Raw genomic sequence first — 19,785 nt, 5'->3', positions numbered from 1 at the left:
CCAAGCTTCTTGGTACTGAACTACGAACTTTTTGACTTTAATCGTAAGATAATAAGGTAATCAAAAAGTCCAAAGTTGATTACGATGTAAAGTGTGATAGCATGGTCGACGTCGAATCTTGAACGCTACCGAAAACTCCGGTGCTCACGTAGTAAGTCCCTACGCTGCGCTCCTCGTTTTCTAGTATCGTCCAAGCTTCTTGGTACTGAACTACGAACTTTTTGACTTTTATCGTAAGATAATAAGGTAATCAAAAAGTCCAAAGTTGATTACGATGTAAAGTGTTATAGCGTAGTCGACGTCGTATCTAAGAAGTGTAATTGGAATACATATAAAGGAGAGGGACAACATGAATGAAACGATAAGGCTGCTAAATAATCATCGCTCGATTCGCAAGTACTCAGATCGACCAGTAACGACAGAGCAGCTTCACACTATTATTGCTGCTGGACAAAGCTCCTCGACCTCAAGTAATATGCAAGCCTACAGTGTGGTGCGCATTACAGATATGGAAATTAGAAAGCAGCTCGCTCAGTTAAGCGGGCCTCAGCCCCACGTGGCAGAAGCACCTGAATTTTTAGTATGGTGTGGAGACTTGAACCGCATACACGTAGCAGTGGATGGTATGATCCCTTCAACAACGGTAAGCGATAATCTGGCATTGTCGGAGCACTTTATTATTGCTACAGTAGACGCCGCTTTGGCGGCACAAAACAGTGCCATTGCAGCCGAGTCGCTCGGACTCGGCATACTATATGTTGGCGGCATACGCAATCATATAACCAAGGCAGCTGAGCTGCTGCAGCTTCCTGATTTGGTTTATCCGCTGTTTGGCATGTGTATTGGCTATGCTGCGGAGGAGCCTCTGCTAAGGCCGCGTCTTCCACAGGAGGCCGTGCTGCATGAAAACGTTTATGATTCGAATAAGCAGCTTGAATATATAGGGCAGTATAATAAAGTAATGGAAAGCTATGTTCGAGAGCGGAGCAATGGCAAGCAGCAATTCAATTGGAGTGAAGCGATGGCTAAGCGGCTTGAAGGAAAGCAGCGTGAGGATATACTTCCGTTTCTACATAGTAAGCAAGTATTAAAGAAATAGATACTCCGACATAAATAAAAAAGCGGGCTCGCATCCTTCATGCTCTGTGAAGGTAACGAGCTCGCTTTTAATTGATCTCTGATTGCTGTGGTGCAGTTAGATGTTTTTTGCCTGTTGCAAGCGCAAGCAGGAAACAAACAAAAAGTATCGCTCCTGCCATCCAATAAGGATAATCGATATTTACATCATAGAGGGCACCCGCAACAATAGGACCGAGAATATTGCCAAGGCTTGTATAGGCTGAGTTCAACCCTGCCACGTAGCCTTGCTGATGGGTGGTCATTTTCGACATCAAAGTTCCGAGCGCAGGACGTAATATATCCATTGCCAAAAACACGAGGAACGTTACGGCGAAGATGAGCCAGTATTTATGAACAAACAAGGTTAATACGATGAAAAGTGCTGCACCGAGCAAGCATATCGTAATGACGCGATATTCGCCAAATTTATTTAACAGTTGCCCGAATATCGTTGCCTGTACGACGGCACCTGCGATGGAACCGAACGTTATAATGTATGCAATATCTAAGGTACTGAATCCAAATTTATCATCAACAAACAATGTAAATACCGTTTCGAAATTTGCAAGTCCAAACGAAGCGATAAAAATAATAATCAGACTTACAAAATAAGGCTCCTTTACGGACAAAGCAAGCTGTCGCCACAATGGCATGCTTTCCTTCTCTTCTACATGATCATGATTCTCCACTTCGGCCTCTGCCTTAACGGGAGGTGGCAATAGAAAGAATGTGATGATCGCAGCAATTAAGCCCGCAACCGCTGCACAATAGAACGGAACACGTACACCAAATTGAGCAATAAGACCGCCAATACCTGGCCCAATAATAAAGCCTGTTGTAATCGCTGCGTTAATATACCCCATACCTTGTCCACGCTCATAACGAGTCGTTACGTCAGCAGCATAGGCTAGCACAGCTGGCATAATTAAGGCAGCTCCGACTCCGCCAATAATCCTTGCTAGAAACAGCAGCCATACGGTGTTAGCTGCGCCGAACATCCATTCTGAAACTGCAAAGACTAGCATGCCAATAATAATAATTGGCTTGCGACCGAATTTATCGGACAACCGTCCTGCAAGTGGTGAGAAAACGAGCTGTGATAGTGAAAATGCCGCAACCATCAAGCCAATTGTTCCACCCGTAATATGAAGCAGATCCATATACTTTGGAAGGATAGGGATAACAAGGCCAATACCGACAAATACAATAAAGATGTTGATCATTAATAATAAGATAGATCCACGGTTACGCAGCAGCAAAGACATGAAGACCTCCAAAAACTTAGCTAAGTGTAGATATTAACTGTATTCAATGATACAAAATAATAAGAAAGTAACGGATAAAGACGCTAACTGCTAACATAACATGAGCGGTATGCATAATCTCATATTATCACACAAAATAATTTTAACGTAAAGTGAAAATTTATGCTCTCTGACGGTCGAACAGGCGCTATTCTCATAAAAGCTTCATATAATAGGCTAAATGGGCTAACAACGTGAGAGGGGTATGTGTCTATGAATAAAAAGTCGATAAGAATGGTGTCCCTGCTGCTGTATGTTTTACTGGCAATCACAGCGGTCTTCTCATACTGTACGTATTATGAATGAGCCATATCAATATGAAGAATGTCCATGAGTGAGGACATTCTTCTTTTCTTATGGAAGAGCAGGATATCGATTGCATTAGGCGTATACATAAAGGAACGAAGCGATAACGCTCGGAAAGACTAATTTCTATATGAAAACTATGAGAAAGTAATGGGTGTTACTTGTTTTAAACGTAACGTAAGATAAACATAATATTCATTTTAGAGGAGCTTGGGATAATGAACAGAAATGATCAGCAATTATATTACACCCAGCCGGCTAACGAATGGGAAGAGGCGTTGCCGATTGGTAATGGTAGAATTGGTGCTATGGTGTTTGGCTCAATCTCATGTGAACGGCTACAGCTAAATGAGGATACCTTGTGGTCAGGCTTCCCAAGAGATACGAATAATTATGAGGCGCTGCGCTACCTTAAACAATCAAGAGAGCTCATAGCAGCAGGGAAATATGCAGAAGCAGAGGCGTTAATTGAACAAAAAATGTTAGCGCTTAATTGTCAAGCATACCAGCCGTTTGGGGATTTGTTCGTAACATGGCTTAATGCACCGGAGCAAGCTGCAAGGTACAAGCGCGGATTAGATCTTGAAACAGCCGTTGCTTTTATGGAGCTTGAAGCTGATGGTGCTCGATATACAAGACAAGCATGGGTAAGCGTTCCGCATCAAATATTTGCACTGACCTATCGCAGTGAAGGCAAAGCGATGGATCTAGAGGCTAGCTTTTCGCTTCCACATCCGTCTAATAGCAGCTCTTCAAGTCAGGATTATACGATTGAAGGTCGCTGCCCTACTCATATTGCGGACAATTATTTTGGCGACCATCCATACGCGGTACAATATGAGGAAGATCGAGGGATTATTTTCCAATCAAAGCTGCGTGCGTTAAGTGATGGTTCTGTTGAATACACAGCTGAAGGTATTAAGGTCAAGGATGCAACCTACGTCCATTTTATCGGCAGTATTGCAACGAGCTTTACCGCCTTTGATGAACAGCCGCATCAGCATTATTCCTTGCTGTCGAAGGATAACCTAGCGGTGCTGGATGCGATCAAGGGTTATACGTATGAAGAGCTTATGGATGCTCATAGGCTAGAGCATCAACGATTGTATAAACGAATGAGCTTTACTTTGGGACGAGCAGAAGAGGGACATGAGCTGCCAACCGACGAGCGATTGGCTCGCTACAAGCAGGGCGCAATGGATTTAGGCTTGGAGAGCTTATATTTTAATTATGGGCGCTACCTGCTAATTACAAGCTCGCGACCTGGAACACAGCCTGCAAATTTACAAGGAATATGGAATCATCGGGTTCAGCCGCCTTGGAATAGTGATTACACAACGAATATTAATACGGAGATGAATTACTGGCCTGCAGAGCTTTTGTCGTTAAGTGAATGTCATGAGCCGCTGCTTCAAATGATTGAGGAGCTGGCCGAAACTGGTGCAAGGACGGCAAAAATTCACTATAAGGCAGAGGGCTGGGTCGCTCATCATAATGTGGATATTTGGAGAATGTCTAGTCCAACGGGCGGGCATCCAAGCTGGGCGTTTTGGCCGATGGGCGGCGTTTGGCTTACACAGCATTTATGGGAGCGATACTTATTCCATCCAGATCTAGACTATCTTAAAGAGAAAGCGTATCCGCTATTGAAGGGTGCTGCACAGTTCTGCTTGGACTGGCTAATTGAGGATGAACAAGGGCAACTCATTACATCGCCTTCTACATCACCGGAAAATAAATTCGTATATGATCAGGGCAAAGTGAGCAGTGTCGCTCAAGCATCAGCGATGGATATGACACTAATTCGAGAGCTTTTCGAGCATGTCATTGAAGCTTCTGAGCTGCTTAATGAGGACGAGCCTTTCCGAACTGAACTTTCCGCTGCACTTGAAAAAATGGTGAAGCTGAAGGTTAACGATAAAGGGCTGCTTCAGGAGTGGGATGTTGATTTTGAAGAGCATGAGCCTGGACATCGTCATGTTTCCCATCTGTACGGCCTATACCCAGGTACAACAATTCAACAGCCTGAACTTATCGAGGCTGCACGACAAACCTTAAGCAGTCGTATTTCACATGGCGGCGGACATACAGGCTGGAGCTGTGCATGGCTTATTAACCTCTATGCACGACTTGGAATGAAGGAAGATACGTATACATTTATTCGTACGCTGCTTGAAAGATCGACATATACGAACCTGTTCGATGCACACCCTCCATTTCAAATTGATGGAAATTTTGGCGGGATCGCTGGCATGGCGGAGGCACTTGTGCAAAGTCATCGTAAGTCGATAGAATTATTGCCGACTTTACCTGAGCCTTGGGAGGCTGGTGAAGTGAGTGGCTTGATGGCAAGAGGAGGCTTTAAGCTTAGCATTCAGTGGGAGGACAGTAAGCTTACTGAGGCGACAATTTTATCGCTTTATGGAAAGCCACTGCAGCTTAGCTATAAACATTCCATCGTCATTATTGATGCGACGTCGGGAATAAGCTACAACGGTAACGAAGTCATTGAAACTGTTGCGGGACATACGTATCGGGTTCAGTTGGCATAGCAATAGGTTAGTATATGAGAATGAAAATGCATGGCATGAAAAGGAGAGAATGAGATGACTAACAATAAGCAATATCCGTTCCAAGATCATACCCTTCCACTAGATGAGCGAGTGAAGGATTTAATCGCACGTTTTACATTGGATGAAAAAATCGAATCCATGGTGCAATATCAGCCAGCTATTGAGCGTCTCGGTGTATCAGCCTATAAGCATGGTACAGAAGCGGCACACGGTATGGCTTGGCTTGGTGAGGCAACCTCTTTTCCTCAGCCGATTGGACTTGGCTGCACATGGAATGACAAGCTGATGCAGCAGATCGGATCAGTCATTGGTGATGAGGCTCGTGTGTTTTATCAGCGTAACCCTGAAGTTAACGGACTAACACTATGGGCGCCAACTGTCGATATGGAGCGTGATCCGCGCTGGGGCCGTACAGAAGAAGCGTATGGTGAGGATCCTGTGCTTACTGGCGAGTTGACAGCTGGTCTTGTAAAAGGAATGCAGGGCGATCATCCTACCTACTATAAATCGATTGCAACTCTTAAGCACTTTATTGGAAACAATAATGAGGTGAATCGCGGTAGCTGCTCAGCTAGCATTGACCCTCGTAATATGAAGGAATATTATCAAGCTGCGTTCAAGCCAGCCTTCGTTAAGGGTGGAGCGAAGTCGATGATGACCTCCTATAATGCTGTGAACGGCACCCCGACAATTGTAATGGATGACGTTAAAAAGGTAGTAAAAGAAGAATGGAATATGGATGGCTTTATAGTAAGTGATGCAGGCGATCTGCTCGGCATCGTTAACGACCATCATTATTACGAGGAATATAAGCATGCTGTTGCTCACTCTATTAAAGCGGGCATTGACAGCATTACGGATGATAAAGAAAAATCATGTGCCGCGATTCGTGAGGCATTAACGGAAGGCTTGTTAACAGAAGCTGATCTCAATCAGGCGCTATTTAACACATTCCGAGTTCGCTTTATGCTTGGAGAGTTTGATCCTGAGGAATTGAATCCATACGCCAATACGCCAGAGTCTAAGCTAATGGCACCGGAGCATGCTGAGCTATCACTGCAGGCTGCGAAAGAATCTATTGTGTTGCTTAAGAATGAGAAGCAGCAATTGCCACTATCTAAGCAGCTAGGCTCTGTTGCTGTCGTTGGTCCTCTAGCGGATGTCGTTTACCGTGATTGGTATGCTGGAACTCTTCCATATAAAGTATCTGTGCTGGATGCTGTGAAAAGTAAGCTGGACAATGCGTCCGTTTCGTTTGCTTCGAGCAATGACCATGTAAAGCTGTCGTCAGGCGCTCGTGGAAGTTTTGCTGTGGACGAAGACCAAGATCAAAAGCTTAAGCTTGTTGACAGTTCACAGCAGGCAACGGTATTCGAATTGACAGATTGGGATTGCGGAAGCTACACGTTTATGAACGTAGCAACGGGTAAGCTGCTTACTACAGCTGATGACAAGCACCTAGCAGCTAGCGCAGATGAAGCCTATGGATGGTTCGTTAAAGAGGTTATTCGCCTTAAGCAGCAACGGGATAACTTGTTCTCCATTCAATCTTGGAATCATAAGGCGATTAAGCTTCCAACAGCTATAAATGAGTTTGTAACGGTCGATGAAAACGGTCAGTCCACAGAACAGGATCTGATTACGGTTGATAAAGTTAAGGATGGCATTGCTGAGGCGAAGGAATTAGCTGCTGCAGCAGAGCAAGCGATTGTCGTTGTAGGTAATAATCCATTAATTAATGGTAAAGAGGAAATTGATCGTCCAAGCCTTGAGCTTGCAGCGGATCAACGCAAATTAATAGAAGAAGTGCTTTCCGTAAATCCAAATACAGTCGTCGTCCTCGTTGGCGGCTATCCGTTTGTATTAGGAGAACTTGCGGATCGAATTCCGGCAATACTTTATATTTCGCATGCAGGTCAAGAGCTGGGACATGCTGTCGCAGATGTGCTCTTTGGAGACTATTCGCCAGCAGGTCGTCTAAATATGACATGGTATCAATCCGAGCAGCATCTTACTGATATCATGGATTATGATATTATGACGTCAAAGCGTACGTACTTGTACTTGGACGAAAAACCGTTGTATCCATTTGGTCATGGTTTAAGCTATGCTACCTTCCAATATCGTAACTTTACGGTTGCTGATTCGTTCAACGAGCAAGATGAGCTCATCGCTTCTGTAGAAGTGACGAATACGTCTGATCTTACGGCTGACGAGGTTGTTCAGCTTTATGTCACGGTTACAAATTCTCGTGTACAAAGACCTCGTAAAAAATTAGTCGGCTTTGCTCGCGTCTCTGTTGCTGCTGGGGAAACTAAAGTCGTATCGCTGCCGATAGCAAAGGACTATTTGATGATGTGGGACGTTACGCGTGATCGCTTTGTGCTGGAGCAAGCGACGTACACATTAGCCGTAGGCTCAACCTCCGAGCAGCTGCATCATTCGCTTGAGCTACAGCTAGGGGGCGAAGTGATACCGGCTCGTGATCTATCAGCTTGGACTCGTGCCGAGAACTATGATACGTATGAATCAGTTTACTTGGATGAATCGAAGGAAGGTACAACTTGTGTCATCGCTAAGGAGCAAGGAGAAGGGGAAATTACTTTCCTAGACGTCGACAGCTCTAAAGCTGCTAGTCAGTTCAAGGCTAGAGTGGCAGGTGGAATTGAAGGCGGTAAGCTCATTCTGTATTCTGCGCAGAAGCTTATTGCAGAGCTTAACATCGCTGCTTCAGGTGAGCAGGAGTGGAGCGATGCTATTGCGGAGCTTCAAGAGAAGCTAGGGAACGACCTTACTATAGTACTTCATGGTTCGATCAAGCTAAGCGGATTCCAAGTCGTGTAAAGATATATAGTGGAAAATAATGATAACCCGCAGAGGGCATGCGAATGCTCCCTGTGGGTTATCGTTTTTTTACGGATGTGTTATCATATTTTAATGGGACTACTAAAATAACACCAAATGAGGTATACACGATGCTGTACAGGCAAATTCAGAAAATATTATCGCTGCTTGATAATATTAGGCTTAAGAAAAAGCTATTTATATCCTTTATTGCGGTCGCTTTTGTACCTATCGTTATTGTCGGTATGTATTTAACGGGGCAGTTTCGTGATCATGTGCTTGAACAAGCGACAGAGCAATCCTATAACAACGTCGAGCGGATCAAATCGCAGCTTGAGGATGTATTGCAGCGTCCGATTGATATATCAGGTATACTGATGAGTGATAATCAGCTTTCTACCTTAATGAACACGCAATATGCCAGCACATATGAAGTCGTGGAAGCGTATCAGAACTATCAAGACTTTAAAGAATTTATTAAATTGTACAGTGAAATTTACAATATTCGGTTTTATATGAACAACCCTACTTTATTAAACAACTGGGAGTTTATCCAGCTGACGAAGGATATTACAGATACAAATTGGTATAATTATTCTGATCAGAGTGGATTTATTTATTGGGGCTATATTCCTGATGAAACGAAAAGGAATCAATCCTTTGTTTCTCTAGTACGCAAGGTTGAATTTCCTTTATATCGTTCAAACGGAGTGCTCGTGATGAATATTAATCCAGAGGCACTGCAAAACATTGTCCGACAAGAGACGTTCGATACGTATATCATCGATAGCTCAGAGATCATTGTTGCGGCTAAAGATCCTAAGCTCGTAGGAACTCCGCTATCAGATCAGCATTTTTCTGTTGGGCATCACTGGGAAGTAGGACAATATGAGATGGATATTGATGGTGAGCCTTCTCGCATCATTATCGAGGAAGTGAAGCCGCAATATAGTCAGAACGGATTCAAGATTATGTCGATCTTTACAATTGACTCCATCGTGGATGGGGCGAACCGTATATCTAAAGATGGCTTAATGATTATGTTGATCAGCATTTTTATATCTATGGTACTTATTTATATGACCTCTTCCTTACTATCGAAGCGAATATTGTCGCTCGTTAAAAACATCCATAAGCTCAGCACCGGTGATTTAACCGTAACCTCAACGATATCAGGTACAGATGAAGTGGGCTTATTATCTAAACAGTTTAATAATATGGTCAGCAGCATTCGTGACTTGATGGAGAGGGTTCGCGTTACTGAAAATCAACGGAACCAATTGGAGCTTAAGCAAGGTGAAATTAAGCTGAAAATGATGGCCAGTCAAATCAACCCTCATTTCTTATTCAATGCATTGGAATCGATCAGAATGCATGCACATATGAAAGGTGATAAGGAGTTAGCGAATATTGTACGCATGCTAGGTAAATATATTCGCAAAAATTTGGAGGTTGGCAGTGGCTTAATCTATTTATCTGATGAGATCGAGGTTATTCAATACTACTTGGTCATTCAGCAATTTAGATTTGGTCAGGAGAGATTAACATTCGACCTGCACATCGATGAAACAGCTGTTGATGTAAAGCTCCCGCCGTTATTAATTCAACCGATTGTTGAAAATGCAGTCGTGCACGGCATGGATCAAGTATTAGAAGAAGGAAAAATAACGATTACCGTTAAGCTCGAGGATCAAATGCTCCATGTTTCTGTGTCTGATAACGGTGATGGGATGTCACCGGAGCGATTAGAGGAAGTTATGCAAGCGATTAATCAGTCAGAGGAGCAGGAAGGGGGCCGAATTGGTCTTCGCAATGTACATCAACGCCTGATGATGATTTACGGCACTGATGCTGGCTTAAGCATACATTCGGAACGAGGAAAAGGCACGCTCGTTTCTTTTTCAATAAATACAGGAGGTCAACTACATGTTTAAGGTAATGATTGTTGATGACGAACCAATGATCAGACAAGGCCTGCAAACGCTTATAGAGTGGGAGCAATATCAATTTGAGGTTTGTGCTGTTGCGAGCAATGGAGTGGAGGCGCTCGAAAAATATAAAGAGCATCGCCCGGAGCTTATTCTAATCGATATTAGAATGCCGATTATGGATGGGCTGCAAACAATCAGTGAGCTACGCAAGCTTGGTTCAAGGAGTCGAATTCTTATTTTAAGTGGCTATGGTGAGTTTCAATATGCACAGCAAGCTATTCGGTATCGCGTTGATGGCTATATTCTTAAGCCGATTGATGAGGTAGAGCTCACTAATTTTATTGAAAAAATAAGCAGAGAGCTGCAAGATAAGCAGCATGAGCTAGAAATTAGCGAGCAAACGCTTGGCTTATTGAAGGATGAATGGCTAAAAGCTTTTATCTCTATGGATTTAACAGATGCGGAGCTAACGAGTGAGCACTGGGAGCGACTGTTCTCTACACAAGAACAAGAACTTACGCTCATTATGATCGATACGTATAGTCGAGAGCACTCACTGACCGTTCGCAATCAGATTAAGCAACAGCTTAGCGATTTTGTAGAGGAGCAGGGCTGGGGGGAAGTGTTTGCCAATGAAAACTACATCGGCATTCTGTCCTATAATATCCATATGAATAGCTCAAAGCAGGAGCGTATCGTTGAGCAGCTGGAAAGTGCATGTGGAGAACAGATATATTTCGTTGCATTAGCAAGTAATGAAGAGCAATCAATCGCAACGCTCTACAACCAAGTAAAAGAGATGAAGGAGCTGTTGAAGCAGCGATTTTTTCTGCAAGAGAACAGCATGTATTCATTAGATTCAATCGTTGATAGGCTGACTCGGGATACGATTGAGAAAGACATAACGACAGCGATGGTCATCGATCAATCATCGCAGCGTCTCTTATATAGCATTGATGTTGGCAATAGGGAGCTAGTAGATGAACTGCTGATTTCAACGGACGAGCAGTTTAAGGCACTAGGATTGTATGAGCAGCAAATAAAAAATGGCTGGGCACAGCTGCTAACCTTCGTTATTAACAGGTTAAGCTCGATTCATCCTCGTTTACAGCTTGAGCAAGACTTGAAAATTGTTACAACGCTTTATCTAGCCCATCATAACCATATTATGCTGGATCAATTGAAGGAAAAAATCTATTCCATCATTGAACGGTTAAATCAGAACGAGAGCGGTAACACCTCGGTTATGAAGCAGATGATGGATTTCATTGACCGACATTATATGGAACCATTGCGTCTAGAGACGATGGCTGAGATTTTTAACTATAATAGTGGTTACCTTGGCAAGCTGTTCAAGAACCATTCGGGGGAGAGTTTTAACACCTATCTTGATCAAGTTCGTATTAATCGGGCGATTGAGTTCTTACAAGAAGGAAAAAAAGTTCATCAGGTTGCAGAGCTAGTCGGATATGCGAATGTAGATTATTTTCATAGTAAATTCAAAAGATATAAAGGAGTCTCTCCATCCGCTTATAAGCCAGGCGGAAAACAAAATATAACGAAATAAAGCATTACGTTTAACGTTAATTATTGTTAAAACTCTATTACATATGCCTTAAGCCAAATTAATCCATGTTTGGTTTTGGGCATATTTTTTTTGCCGTTGTCCAAATAATATATGAAAATAAGGTGATTTTTCAGGAGTGTCTCGTTATTTTTTTGTTTTTTGCAGTGAAAATCGATAAAGTTATATGATTTTATGACAAATTATTTGGGTATTTGAGCGCTTACATTTGTACTAAACTAAGGGTACGAAAATGATACGTATTGATTGAGCATCTTGAGGGTAGGAGGAAATCGAATGAAATCGCAAACATCAAATCAAAACAGCGTAGCGAAAATAAGCAGTACGAAGCGTTTCTTTCGAACAATGGTACAACAGAAATATTTATATTTTATGTCTCTACCATTTGTTATTTGGATTATTGTTTTTAGTTACGTACCAATTTGGGGATGGTTGATGGCCTTCCAAAACTATCGACCACGTAACAATATACTTAATCAGGATTGGGTCGGATTTAAGCATTTTATTGAGCTTTTCTCGGACGAGCGTTTCTATCTAGTTCTACGCAATACGCTAGCAATGAGCTCAATGGGACTAATCGTTAGTTTTACAGTTCCCGTAATATTTGCACTCTTGCTAAATGAGCTCCGTCAGCAATTTTTCAAACGGACGATTCAAACCATTGCATACTTGCCACACTTTGTATCGTGGGTTGTTGTATCAGGGATCGTTACGAAAATGCTGTCTACAGACGGTGGCGCTGTCAATGAACTTTTAATGGCACTGCATATTATTGATCAGCCAATTCAGTTTATGGCCAAAGGTGAATGGTTCTGGGGTATTGTAACAATCGCTGATGCATGGAAGGAAACAGGCTGGAACACTATTATCTTCCTCGCGGCGATGTCTGGAATAGATCCTGAGCTGTACGAAGCTTCAACAGTAGATGGAGCGGGACGCTTCAGAAAAATGTGGCATATCACACTTCCTGGTATTCGCACGACGTTTATGGTATTGTTCATTCTTTCAATTGGTCACTTAATCAGTATCGGTTTTGAAAAGCAATTCTTGCTAAGTAATCCGTTAGTTAACGATTATGCGGAAGTCTTAGACCTTTATGCACTGAATTACGGGATAAATTTAAGTAGGTATTCTTATGGTACGGCAATCGGTATTTTCAACTCGGTAGTCAGCATCATTCTCGTATTCCTTGCCAACTTTATTTACAAAAAGGTTACGAAAGAATCTGTCATCTAGGAGGAGATAACGATGAGTACACAAAAAGGTCTGTTGAATCAACGCTCATTTGGGGATAAATCGTTTGATGTATTCAATATCCTCTTCATGATTGTCGTAGGTATTGTAACGCTTTATCCATTCCTTAACGTATTAGCGATTTCATTTAATGACTCCGTTGATACCGTTCGCGGCGGGATCTCGATCTATCCGCGTGAGTTCACACTTGAAAACTATAAAACCATTTTTGCATATGACACATTATTAACTGGTTTACAAAACACAGTCATTCGTACCGTATTAGGTACTTTGATCGGTGTACTAACGGCTTCGATGCTTGCCTACACGCTTAGCCGCGTAGATTTCCAAGCTCGTAAATGGATGTCACCGTTATTCGCGACAACGATGTACTTCTCTGGCGGATTAATCCCAGGCTACATGCTTATGCGTCACCTTGGCCTAATTGGTACATTCGAGGTTTATCTACTGCCTGCACTATTAAGTGTATGGAACGTGTTTATTGTTCGCTCCTACATTGACGGCTTGCCGCTTGCGCTGCAAGAATCTGCTAAGCTGGATGGAGCCAATGACTTCGTAATCTTCTGGAAGGTCATCCTTCCGCTCTGTACGCCAGTATTGGCTACTATCGCACTGTTCGTTGCGGTAGGACACTGGAACGCTTGGTTTGATACGTATCTGTACAACAGTCGTAGTCCAGAATTAACGACGTTGCAGTATGAGCTGATGAAGGTTCTACAATCTACCTCATCGAGTACAAACTACCGTGATCCGAATGCACAGCAAGCCATTGCATCCGTTTCTCCGGAGTCCATTAAAATGGCGATTACTATCGTTGTAACTGTTCCGATCTTAGTCGTTTACCCATTCCTTCAAAAATACTTTGTTAAAGGGATGACTCTTGGAGCAGTAAAAAGCTAATCAAGCTTCATTGATATTACTGAGATGCTTGACCTAAAGCTAAGCATCTCATAATATACAAACACACATAAAAAGGGAGGCACTAACATGAAGAAAGTAAAATTGGGTCTAAGCTTGCTGCTAGTTATGACAATGTTGTTCTTGGCAGCTTGCGGCAACAACAGCAACAATGCAGGTTCAACAAACTCAGGCAGCAGCAATTCTGGTGAAGAAGCTAGCCTTGAACCAATGACGCTTCGCCTTGCATCTGGAGATGCAAACCCGCAATGGGATAACATGCAAAGTGATATCGGTAAGTTCATTAAAGAGAAAACAGGTATTACGATCGAGCAGGAGTTCCCTGTTGGCGGCTCTGATGCAGATATGTTCGCACTTATGGTTGCAAGTGATGAGTATCCAGATCTAGTTATGCCTAAAGGTAATGTGAACAAGCTAGTTGATGCGGGTGCATTAATCGATCTTCGTCCATTGCTTGAAGAGCATGCACCTAACATCATGAAAGTATATGGTGAGTATATCAACCGTCTTGTTCACAGTGCAGAAGACGATTCCATCTATGTTCTTCCGCTTGATGGTGTTGGTCAAACATACTTTGATGCTGGCGGCGGCTTCCAAATTCAGCACCAAGTGCTTGAAGAGCTTGGTTACCCAGAAATTAAAACTGTAAAAGACTACGAAAATGCAATTAAAACATACCTAGAGAAAAACCCAACAACTGAGGATGGTCAACCTCGTATTGGTCTATCTCTAAATGGTGGTGAGTGGCAGATCCTTATCTCTGTTACAAACCCTGCGTTCTATGCAACAGGTGCACCAGATGATGGTGAGTTCTATGTTAACCAAGACACGTATGAAGTTATTATGCACTACCAACGTCCTGAAGAAAGAGAGTACTTCCGTTGGTTGAACCATATGAACGATATCGGCTTGCTTGACAAAGAGTCTTTCGTTCAAAAATACGATCAATATAAATCTAAAATTGCATCTGGTCGCGTACTAGGTATTATCGACCAAGACTGGGATTATGCTGAAGCTGAAAACGCATTGAAAGCTGAAGGCAAGTTCGAACAAACGTATGCAAACTTCCCTGTAACGCTTGACGAAAGCTATCAAGATGCTTCGTTCATGGGTACTGGTTACCTAGCGAGCTATGGTATTGGTATTACAGTTGATGCAAAAGATCCAGTTCGTATCATTAAATTCCTAGACTACCTAGCTTCTGAAGAAGGTCAAATTCTTGTAAACTGGGGTATTGAAGGTCAACACTATACTGTGGAAGACGGTAAACGTGTAATCATTCCTGAAGTTCTAGATATGAAAGTAAATGACAACAACACGTTCAAAAAGCAAACAGGTATTGGTAACTACTTTATGTCTGCTCGTTATGGTGATGGTGTGCTTGATTCTACAGGCAACTACTTCACTACAAACTTCCCAGACCAAATTGTTGCTCAATACTCCGAAGCAGATAAGAAAACTCTTGCTGCATACGGAAAAACAGTATACAAAGATTTCTGGCCAGCAGATGATGCATTCAAAGAGCGTGCATACGGTGCAGGTTGGACAATTAACTTCGATACTGCTTCTGACGCTAACGTTATCTTCCAAAAATCTCAAGACATTATGAAGAAATATATTCCACAAGCGATTCTAGCTGATCCAGCTGACTTTGATAAAGTATATGATGAGTTCATGGCTGAGCTAGATAAAATCAACGTAGCTAAAATGAACGCTGAATATTCAGAGCTTATTAAGAAACGCGTTGAAATGTGGTCTAAGTAATAGCATAGTTTATAGGCAAGAGCCCAGCGATGGGCTCTTCGCTGTATTAAGAGGAGAGATAAGATGATTAATGATAAATTGCCTAAGCTATGGTATGGCGGCGACTATAACCCTGAGCAGTGGGATGCTGCAACTATGGAAGAAGATATTCGCATGTTTAAGCTTGCGAATATTGATATTGCAACGGTGAACGTTTTTTCGTGGGCTGCGATACAGCCTTCGGAGGATACGTATGATTTTTCACGCCTTGACTCTATCATTGAGCGATTGACTCATGATAATATCTATATTTGTCTTGCAACAAGTACAGCACACCATCCAGCATGGATGGCTCATCGTTACCCTGATGTAACACGTGTTGACTATGAAGGGCGTAAGCGTAAATTTGGCGGAAGGCATAATTCATGCCCGAATAGCCCAACGTATCGTAAATATTCCGTAGAGCTGGCTTCTCGCTTGGCAGAACGCTATAGCTCGCACGAGGGATTAGTCGTCTGGCATATCTCCAATGAATATGGCGGTTACTGCTATTGTGACAATTGTGCTGAAGCGTTCCGCGGTTGGCTGAAAGAGCGTTATCAAACGATCGAAGCATTGAACAAAGCATGGTACACGTCATTCTGGGGGCATACATTCTATGATTGGGCAGAAATCGTTCCACCGAACGCGATTAGTGAGGAATGGGCAGGCAATCGTACGAATTTCCAAACGATTTCACTAGATTACCGCAGATTCCAATCTGATAGTTTGCTAGTATGCTTTAAGCTCGAATATGATGCTATCCGTCAGCATTCTAAGGATGTTCAAATTACAACGAATTTGATGGGAACGTACCCTGAGCTGGACTACTTCAAGTGGGGGAAAGCAATGGATGTTGTTTCTTGGGATAACTACCCATCCTTAGATACTCCGTTTAGCTTTACGGCAATGTCCCATGCACTTATGCGTGGACTAAAAGGCGGACAGCCGTTCATGCTAATGGAACAAACACCGAGCCAGCAAAACTGGCAGCCGTACAATTCCTTAAAGCGTCCAGGAGTTATGCGACTGTGGAGCTATCAGGCGGTAGCGCATGGTGCAGATACGGTAATGTTCTTCCAGCTTAGACGCTCGATCGGTGCTTGCGAAAAGTATCATGGAGCAGTAATCGAGCATGTTGGACATGAGCATACTCGTGTGTTCCGTGAAGTGACGGAGCTTGGCAATGAGCTTGTTAAGCTAGGAGATGAGCTGCTAGATTCACGCCATCAATCTAAGGTTGGTATCGTGTACGACTGGGAAAACCGTTGGGCACTTGATCTAACGAGCGGCCCAACGATCGATTTGAAATATGTTGATCAAGTTCATCGCTATTATGATGCATTCTTCAAGCATAATATTCAAGCAGACATGATAAGCGTAGAAGAGCAATTCGATAAATACGAAATCGTCGTTGCTCCGGTCATGTATATGGTGAAGCCTGGCTTCGCAGAAAAGGTTGAAGCATTTGTTGCTGGTGGTGGGACGTTTATTACAACCTTCTTCAGCGGGATTGTTAATGAGAATGATATTGTAACGATTGGTGGATATCCAGGTGAGCTGCGCAAGGTGCTAGGCATTTGGGCAGAGGAAATCGATGCACTGCTACCATCGCAAAGCAATGAAATCGTCATGAATGAGCAATACGGAAAATTGAACGGAACTTATTCGTGCAACATCCTATGTGACCTCATCCATAGTGAGGGTGCAGAGGTGCTTGCCACGTATGGTACAGATTTCTATAAAGGCATGCCGACGCTGACTCGCAATGCATTTGGTAAAGGAGATGCATGGTATGTTGCTACGAATGGAGACGATGCATTCCTCTCTGACCTCGTAGAAACAATCATCGACCAGCGTGGAATTAAGCCGCTTGTTGAGCCTGTAGCTGGAGTAGAGGTAACTGAGCGAGTAAAAGGCGAGCATCGTTACTTGTTCGTGCTTAATCATAATGCCGAAGAAGCTAAAGTGAATTTGGGAAGTATCGCAGGTGTCGATCTGCTAACGGATCGGGAGGTTAGTGGGGAGGTTCAAGTACCTCAAAAAGGCGTAATGATCATTAAAAGGTATTAGCAGAAGTTCAAAACGCACGACTTTGATGACGATGTAACGCGGTGTAGTTTAGTCGACGTCGAATATGGGGTTCAACCGAAAACTCTGGTGCTCACGTACCAAAAACGTACGCTGCGCTCCTCGATTTCTAGTTTTACCCCATCTTCTTGGTCCTGAAAGCCGAACGTTTTGAACCTTCATTGTAAGGGGAAGTTCAAAACGCACGACTTTGATGACGAAGTAACGCGGTGTAGTTTAGTCGACGTCGAATATGGGGTTCAACCGAAAACTCTGGTGCTCACGTACCAAAAACGTACGCTGCGCTCCTCGTTTTCTAGTTTTACCCCATCTTCTTGGTCCTGAAAGCCGAACGTTTTGAACCTTCATTGTAAGAGGTAGTTCAAATATCCGACTTTGATGACGAAGTAACGCGGTGTAGTTTAGTCGACGTCGAATATGGAGCGCTAGCGAAAACTCCGTTGCTCACGTACCAAAAACGTACGCTGCGCTACTTGTTTTCTACTAGCGCTCCATCTTCTTGGTCCTGAAAGCCGAATATTTGAACCTTCATTGTAAGGGGGAGTTCAAATATCCGACTTTGATTACGAAGTAACGTGCTGCAGTTTAGTCGATAAGCCTCAGTGAAGCACAATACCTCCATCAGCGCCCCTCATTCCGCAGGAATGTTCAGCGATGGAGATATTCGTGCGGAACGCTGAATGTTCAGCAACAACCTGATTCGTCCAACAAGAAAACATCTCAGTATAAGCGAAAGAAGAATAAAGCCTCAGTGAAGCACAATACCTCTATCAGCGCCTCATTCCGCAGGAATGTTCAGCGATGGAGGTATTTGTGTGTAACGTTGAATGTTCAGCGATGGAGGTATTCGTGTGTAACGTTGAATGTTCAGCGATGGAGGTATTTGTGCGGAACGCTGAATGTTCAGCGATGATGGTTATTGCGCGCGGAACGACGTTGGTATTTATGGACGAAATAATCAACCACCGAAAAGCTGATGGCAATGACGACATATAGGAAGCCGTAGTCGCTTAGAATCGTATTGAGAAACATGCATACTACTCCCAGTACAATAAAACATACGGTGCGAGCCCAATATTTAACCTGGAAGTAATCCACCATTAATGAAGGTAGTGCAAAGGCTGTAACAAGGATTGGATAAAGCATAAATAAAGCGCTGTATAACAACATTAGAATTGAATCATTAACAGAAAAAGACTGCAATGAATAATTAAGATCATCAAGCATCAGAACAGTTGCCATACATAAAAAGGACATACACAGAAGACTTAAAAATGGGTGATAAACATAAGACATAAAGGTTTTGATCGGCATAAGTGACCTCTTTACATTTGTTATATATGTTGAGACGAGCTGTACACGATATTTGTTACTGAGCCAGTAGAGATTATGACAGCAGACGCAAGCGAAGCAGTGAACGAAAAACCAAAAACTGGAAACAATACCATCGTGTAAAACTTTTTTTGTAGCAATTATATACAACCCTTTAATTTAGATGCTGTTCCATCTCACGGAGCAGCATCTTTTTTTACATAGATTTTTTTAAGTGGTAAACAATAAGAGTGAAAGCAAGGAGGGTAAATATGAGTAAACAAAAACGAAAACCACCTACAAAATACTCAAAATCCAATTTAAGTGCTGTAGAATACCAAAACTTTGCTAAAACAAAAGAACCGCCTCGAAGCCTACTGAAAAATTGCATCAGAGCTTTTCTCATTGGTGGAGCTATTTGCTGCTTCGGCCAAGGCGTTACTGAATTTTACATGTTTGCGTTCAAAATGACAAAGGAGCAGGCTTCTGATCCAACGGTAGCTACCTTAATCTTGATTTCGGTTATTTTAACGTCGCTTGGTATTTACGACAAATTTGCGCAGATTGCTGGTGCAGGATCAGCAGTTCCTGTAACTGGATTCGCAAACTCTGTATGCTCTGCTGCTCTTGAGCATCGAAGTGAAGGGCTTGTCCTTGGCGTAGGCAGCAATATGTTTAAATTAGCGGGCTCGGTCATTGTATTTGGTACCGTTGCCGCGTTTTTTGTAGGGATCGTTTATTTCGTATTTGGAATAGGAGGACATTGA

At 42.8% G+C, this 19,785-nt stretch carries 12 protein-coding genes; 10 read left to right on the top strand and 2 right to left on the bottom strand.

What is annotated here, in order from left to right; genetic code table 11:
* The first annotated feature begins 349 nt into the window (after window positions 1-349).
* A complete protein-coding gene (gene nfsA, locus M3180_RS03175) occupies window positions 350-1,099 on the top strand; it encodes an oxygen-insensitive NADPH nitroreductase (RefSeq protein ID WP_251665763.1) in 750 nt (249 codons plus the stop codon).
* Between the two features lie 67 nt (window positions 1,100-1,166).
* Here nfsA and M3180_RS03170 read toward each other — a convergent pair whose 3' ends face one another.
* Window positions 1,167-2,384 carry an MFS transporter gene (locus tag M3180_RS03170; protein ID WP_251665762.1) on the bottom strand — a complete coding sequence of 406 codons (1,218 nt, stop codon included), beginning with the start codon at window positions 2,382-2,384 and terminating at the stop codon, window positions 1,167-1,169.
* Between the two features lie 563 nt (window positions 2,385-2,947).
* Here M3180_RS03170 and M3180_RS03165 point away from each other — a divergent pair.
* From M3180_RS03165 to M3180_RS03130, 8 genes are all read left to right on the top strand, one after another.
* Window positions 2,948-5,281 (top strand): glycoside hydrolase family 95 protein, encoded by a 2,334-nt coding sequence (locus tag M3180_RS03165; RefSeq protein WP_251665761.1) that lies wholly within the window; start codon window positions 2,948-2,950, stop codon window positions 5,279-5,281.
* A 54-nt stretch (window positions 5,282-5,335) separates the two neighbouring features.
* Window positions 5,336-8,146, top strand: a complete 2,811-nt coding sequence (locus M3180_RS03160) for a glycoside hydrolase family 3 C-terminal domain-containing protein (RefSeq protein ID WP_251665760.1) — start codon at window positions 5,336-5,338, stop codon at window positions 8,144-8,146.
* Between the two features lie 131 nt (window positions 8,147-8,277).
* Complete coding sequence (locus M3180_RS03155) at window positions 8,278-10,080, top strand: sensor histidine kinase (protein WP_251665759.1); 1,803 nt, start codon at window positions 8,278-8,280, stop codon at window positions 10,078-10,080.
* On the top strand, window positions 10,073-11,644 hold the full coding sequence (locus M3180_RS03150) for a response regulator transcription factor (protein ID WP_251665758.1): 1,572 nt from the start codon (window positions 10,073-10,075) through the stop codon (window positions 11,642-11,644). Before M3180_RS03155 ends, M3180_RS03150 begins: the two co-directional genes overlap by 8 nt.
* A gap of 363 nt (window positions 11,645-12,007) precedes the next feature.
* Entirely contained in the window at window positions 12,008-12,898 is an 891-nt protein-coding gene (locus M3180_RS03145; protein WP_432806902.1) for an ABC transporter permease, read from the top strand.
* A gap of 12 nt (window positions 12,899-12,910) precedes the next feature.
* Window positions 12,911-13,816, top strand: a complete 906-nt coding sequence (locus M3180_RS03140) for a carbohydrate ABC transporter permease (protein WP_432806893.1) — start codon at window positions 12,911-12,913, stop codon at window positions 13,814-13,816.
* Window positions 13,817-13,903: 87 nt separating this feature from the next.
* Window positions 13,904-15,598, top strand: coding sequence for an ABC transporter substrate-binding protein (locus M3180_RS03135; protein ID WP_251665756.1), 1,695 nt, complete (start codon window positions 13,904-13,906; stop codon window positions 15,596-15,598).
* 63 nt (window positions 15,599-15,661) lie between these two features.
* Window positions 15,662-17,689 (top strand): beta-galactosidase, encoded by a 2,028-nt coding sequence (locus M3180_RS03130; protein WP_251665755.1) that lies wholly within the window; start codon window positions 15,662-15,664, stop codon window positions 17,687-17,689.
* A gap of 921 nt (window positions 17,690-18,610) precedes the next feature.
* Here the strand turns inward: M3180_RS03130 and M3180_RS03125 are convergent.
* On the bottom strand, window positions 18,611-19,021 hold the full coding sequence (locus M3180_RS03125; protein WP_251665754.1) for a hypothetical protein: 411 nt from the start codon (window positions 19,019-19,021) through the stop codon (window positions 18,611-18,613).
* 269 nt (window positions 19,022-19,290) lie between these two features.
* Here M3180_RS03125 and spoVAC point away from each other — a divergent pair, with 269 nt between their 5' ends.
* Window positions 19,291-19,785 (top strand): stage V sporulation protein AC, encoded by a 495-nt coding sequence (gene spoVAC / locus M3180_RS03120; protein ID WP_251665753.1) that lies wholly within the window; start codon window positions 19,291-19,293, stop codon window positions 19,783-19,785.

It is taken from the genome of Paenibacillus camelliae, assembly GCF_023715345.1.
In the GTDB taxonomy this organism is placed as follows: domain Bacteria; phylum Bacillota; class Bacilli; order Paenibacillales; family Paenibacillaceae; genus Pristimantibacillus; species Pristimantibacillus camelliae.
The sequence above is the reverse complement of the archived record's forward strand: the minus strand, read 5'-3'. Positions and strand labels throughout refer to the sequence as shown.

Bases quoted from the DNA above. Each gene is read 5' to 3' on its own strand.
- M3180_RS03170 (WP_251665762.1), bottom strand. From the start codon at position 2,384: ATGTCTTTGCTGCTGCGTAACCGTGGATCTATCTTATTATTAATGATC.
- M3180_RS03160 (WP_251665760.1), top strand. From the start codon at position 5,336: ATGACTAACAATAAGCAATATCCGTTCCAAGATCATACCCTTCCACTA.
- M3180_RS03135 (WP_251665756.1), top strand. From the start codon at position 13,904: ATGAAGAAAGTAAAATTGGGTCTAAGCTTGCTGCTAGTTATGACAATG.
- M3180_RS03140 (WP_432806893.1), top strand. From the start codon at position 12,911: ATGAGTACACAAAAAGGTCTGTTGAATCAACGCTCATTTGGGGATAAA.
- nfsA (WP_251665763.1), top strand. From the start codon at position 350: ATGAATGAAACGATAAGGCTGCTAAATAATCATCGCTCGATTCGCAAG.
- M3180_RS03125 (WP_251665754.1), bottom strand. From the start codon at position 19,021: ATGCCGATCAAAACCTTTATGTCTTATGTTTATCACCCATTTTTAAGT.
- M3180_RS03165 (WP_251665761.1), top strand. From the start codon at position 2,948: ATGAACAGAAATGATCAGCAATTATATTACACCCAGCCGGCTAACGAA.
- M3180_RS03130 (WP_251665755.1), top strand. From the start codon at position 15,662: ATGATTAATGATAAATTGCCTAAGCTATGGTATGGCGGCGACTATAAC.
- spoVAC (WP_251665753.1), top strand. From the start codon at position 19,291: ATGAGTAAACAAAAACGAAAACCACCTACAAAATACTCAAAATCCAAT.
- M3180_RS03155 (WP_251665759.1), top strand. From the start codon at position 8,278: ATGCTGTACAGGCAAATTCAGAAAATATTATCGCTGCTTGATAATATT.
- M3180_RS03145 (WP_432806902.1), top strand. From the start codon at position 12,008: ATGGTACAACAGAAATATTTATATTTTATGTCTCTACCATTTGTTATT.
- M3180_RS03150 (WP_251665758.1), top strand. From the start codon at position 10,073: ATGTTTAAGGTAATGATTGTTGATGACGAACCAATGATCAGACAAGGC.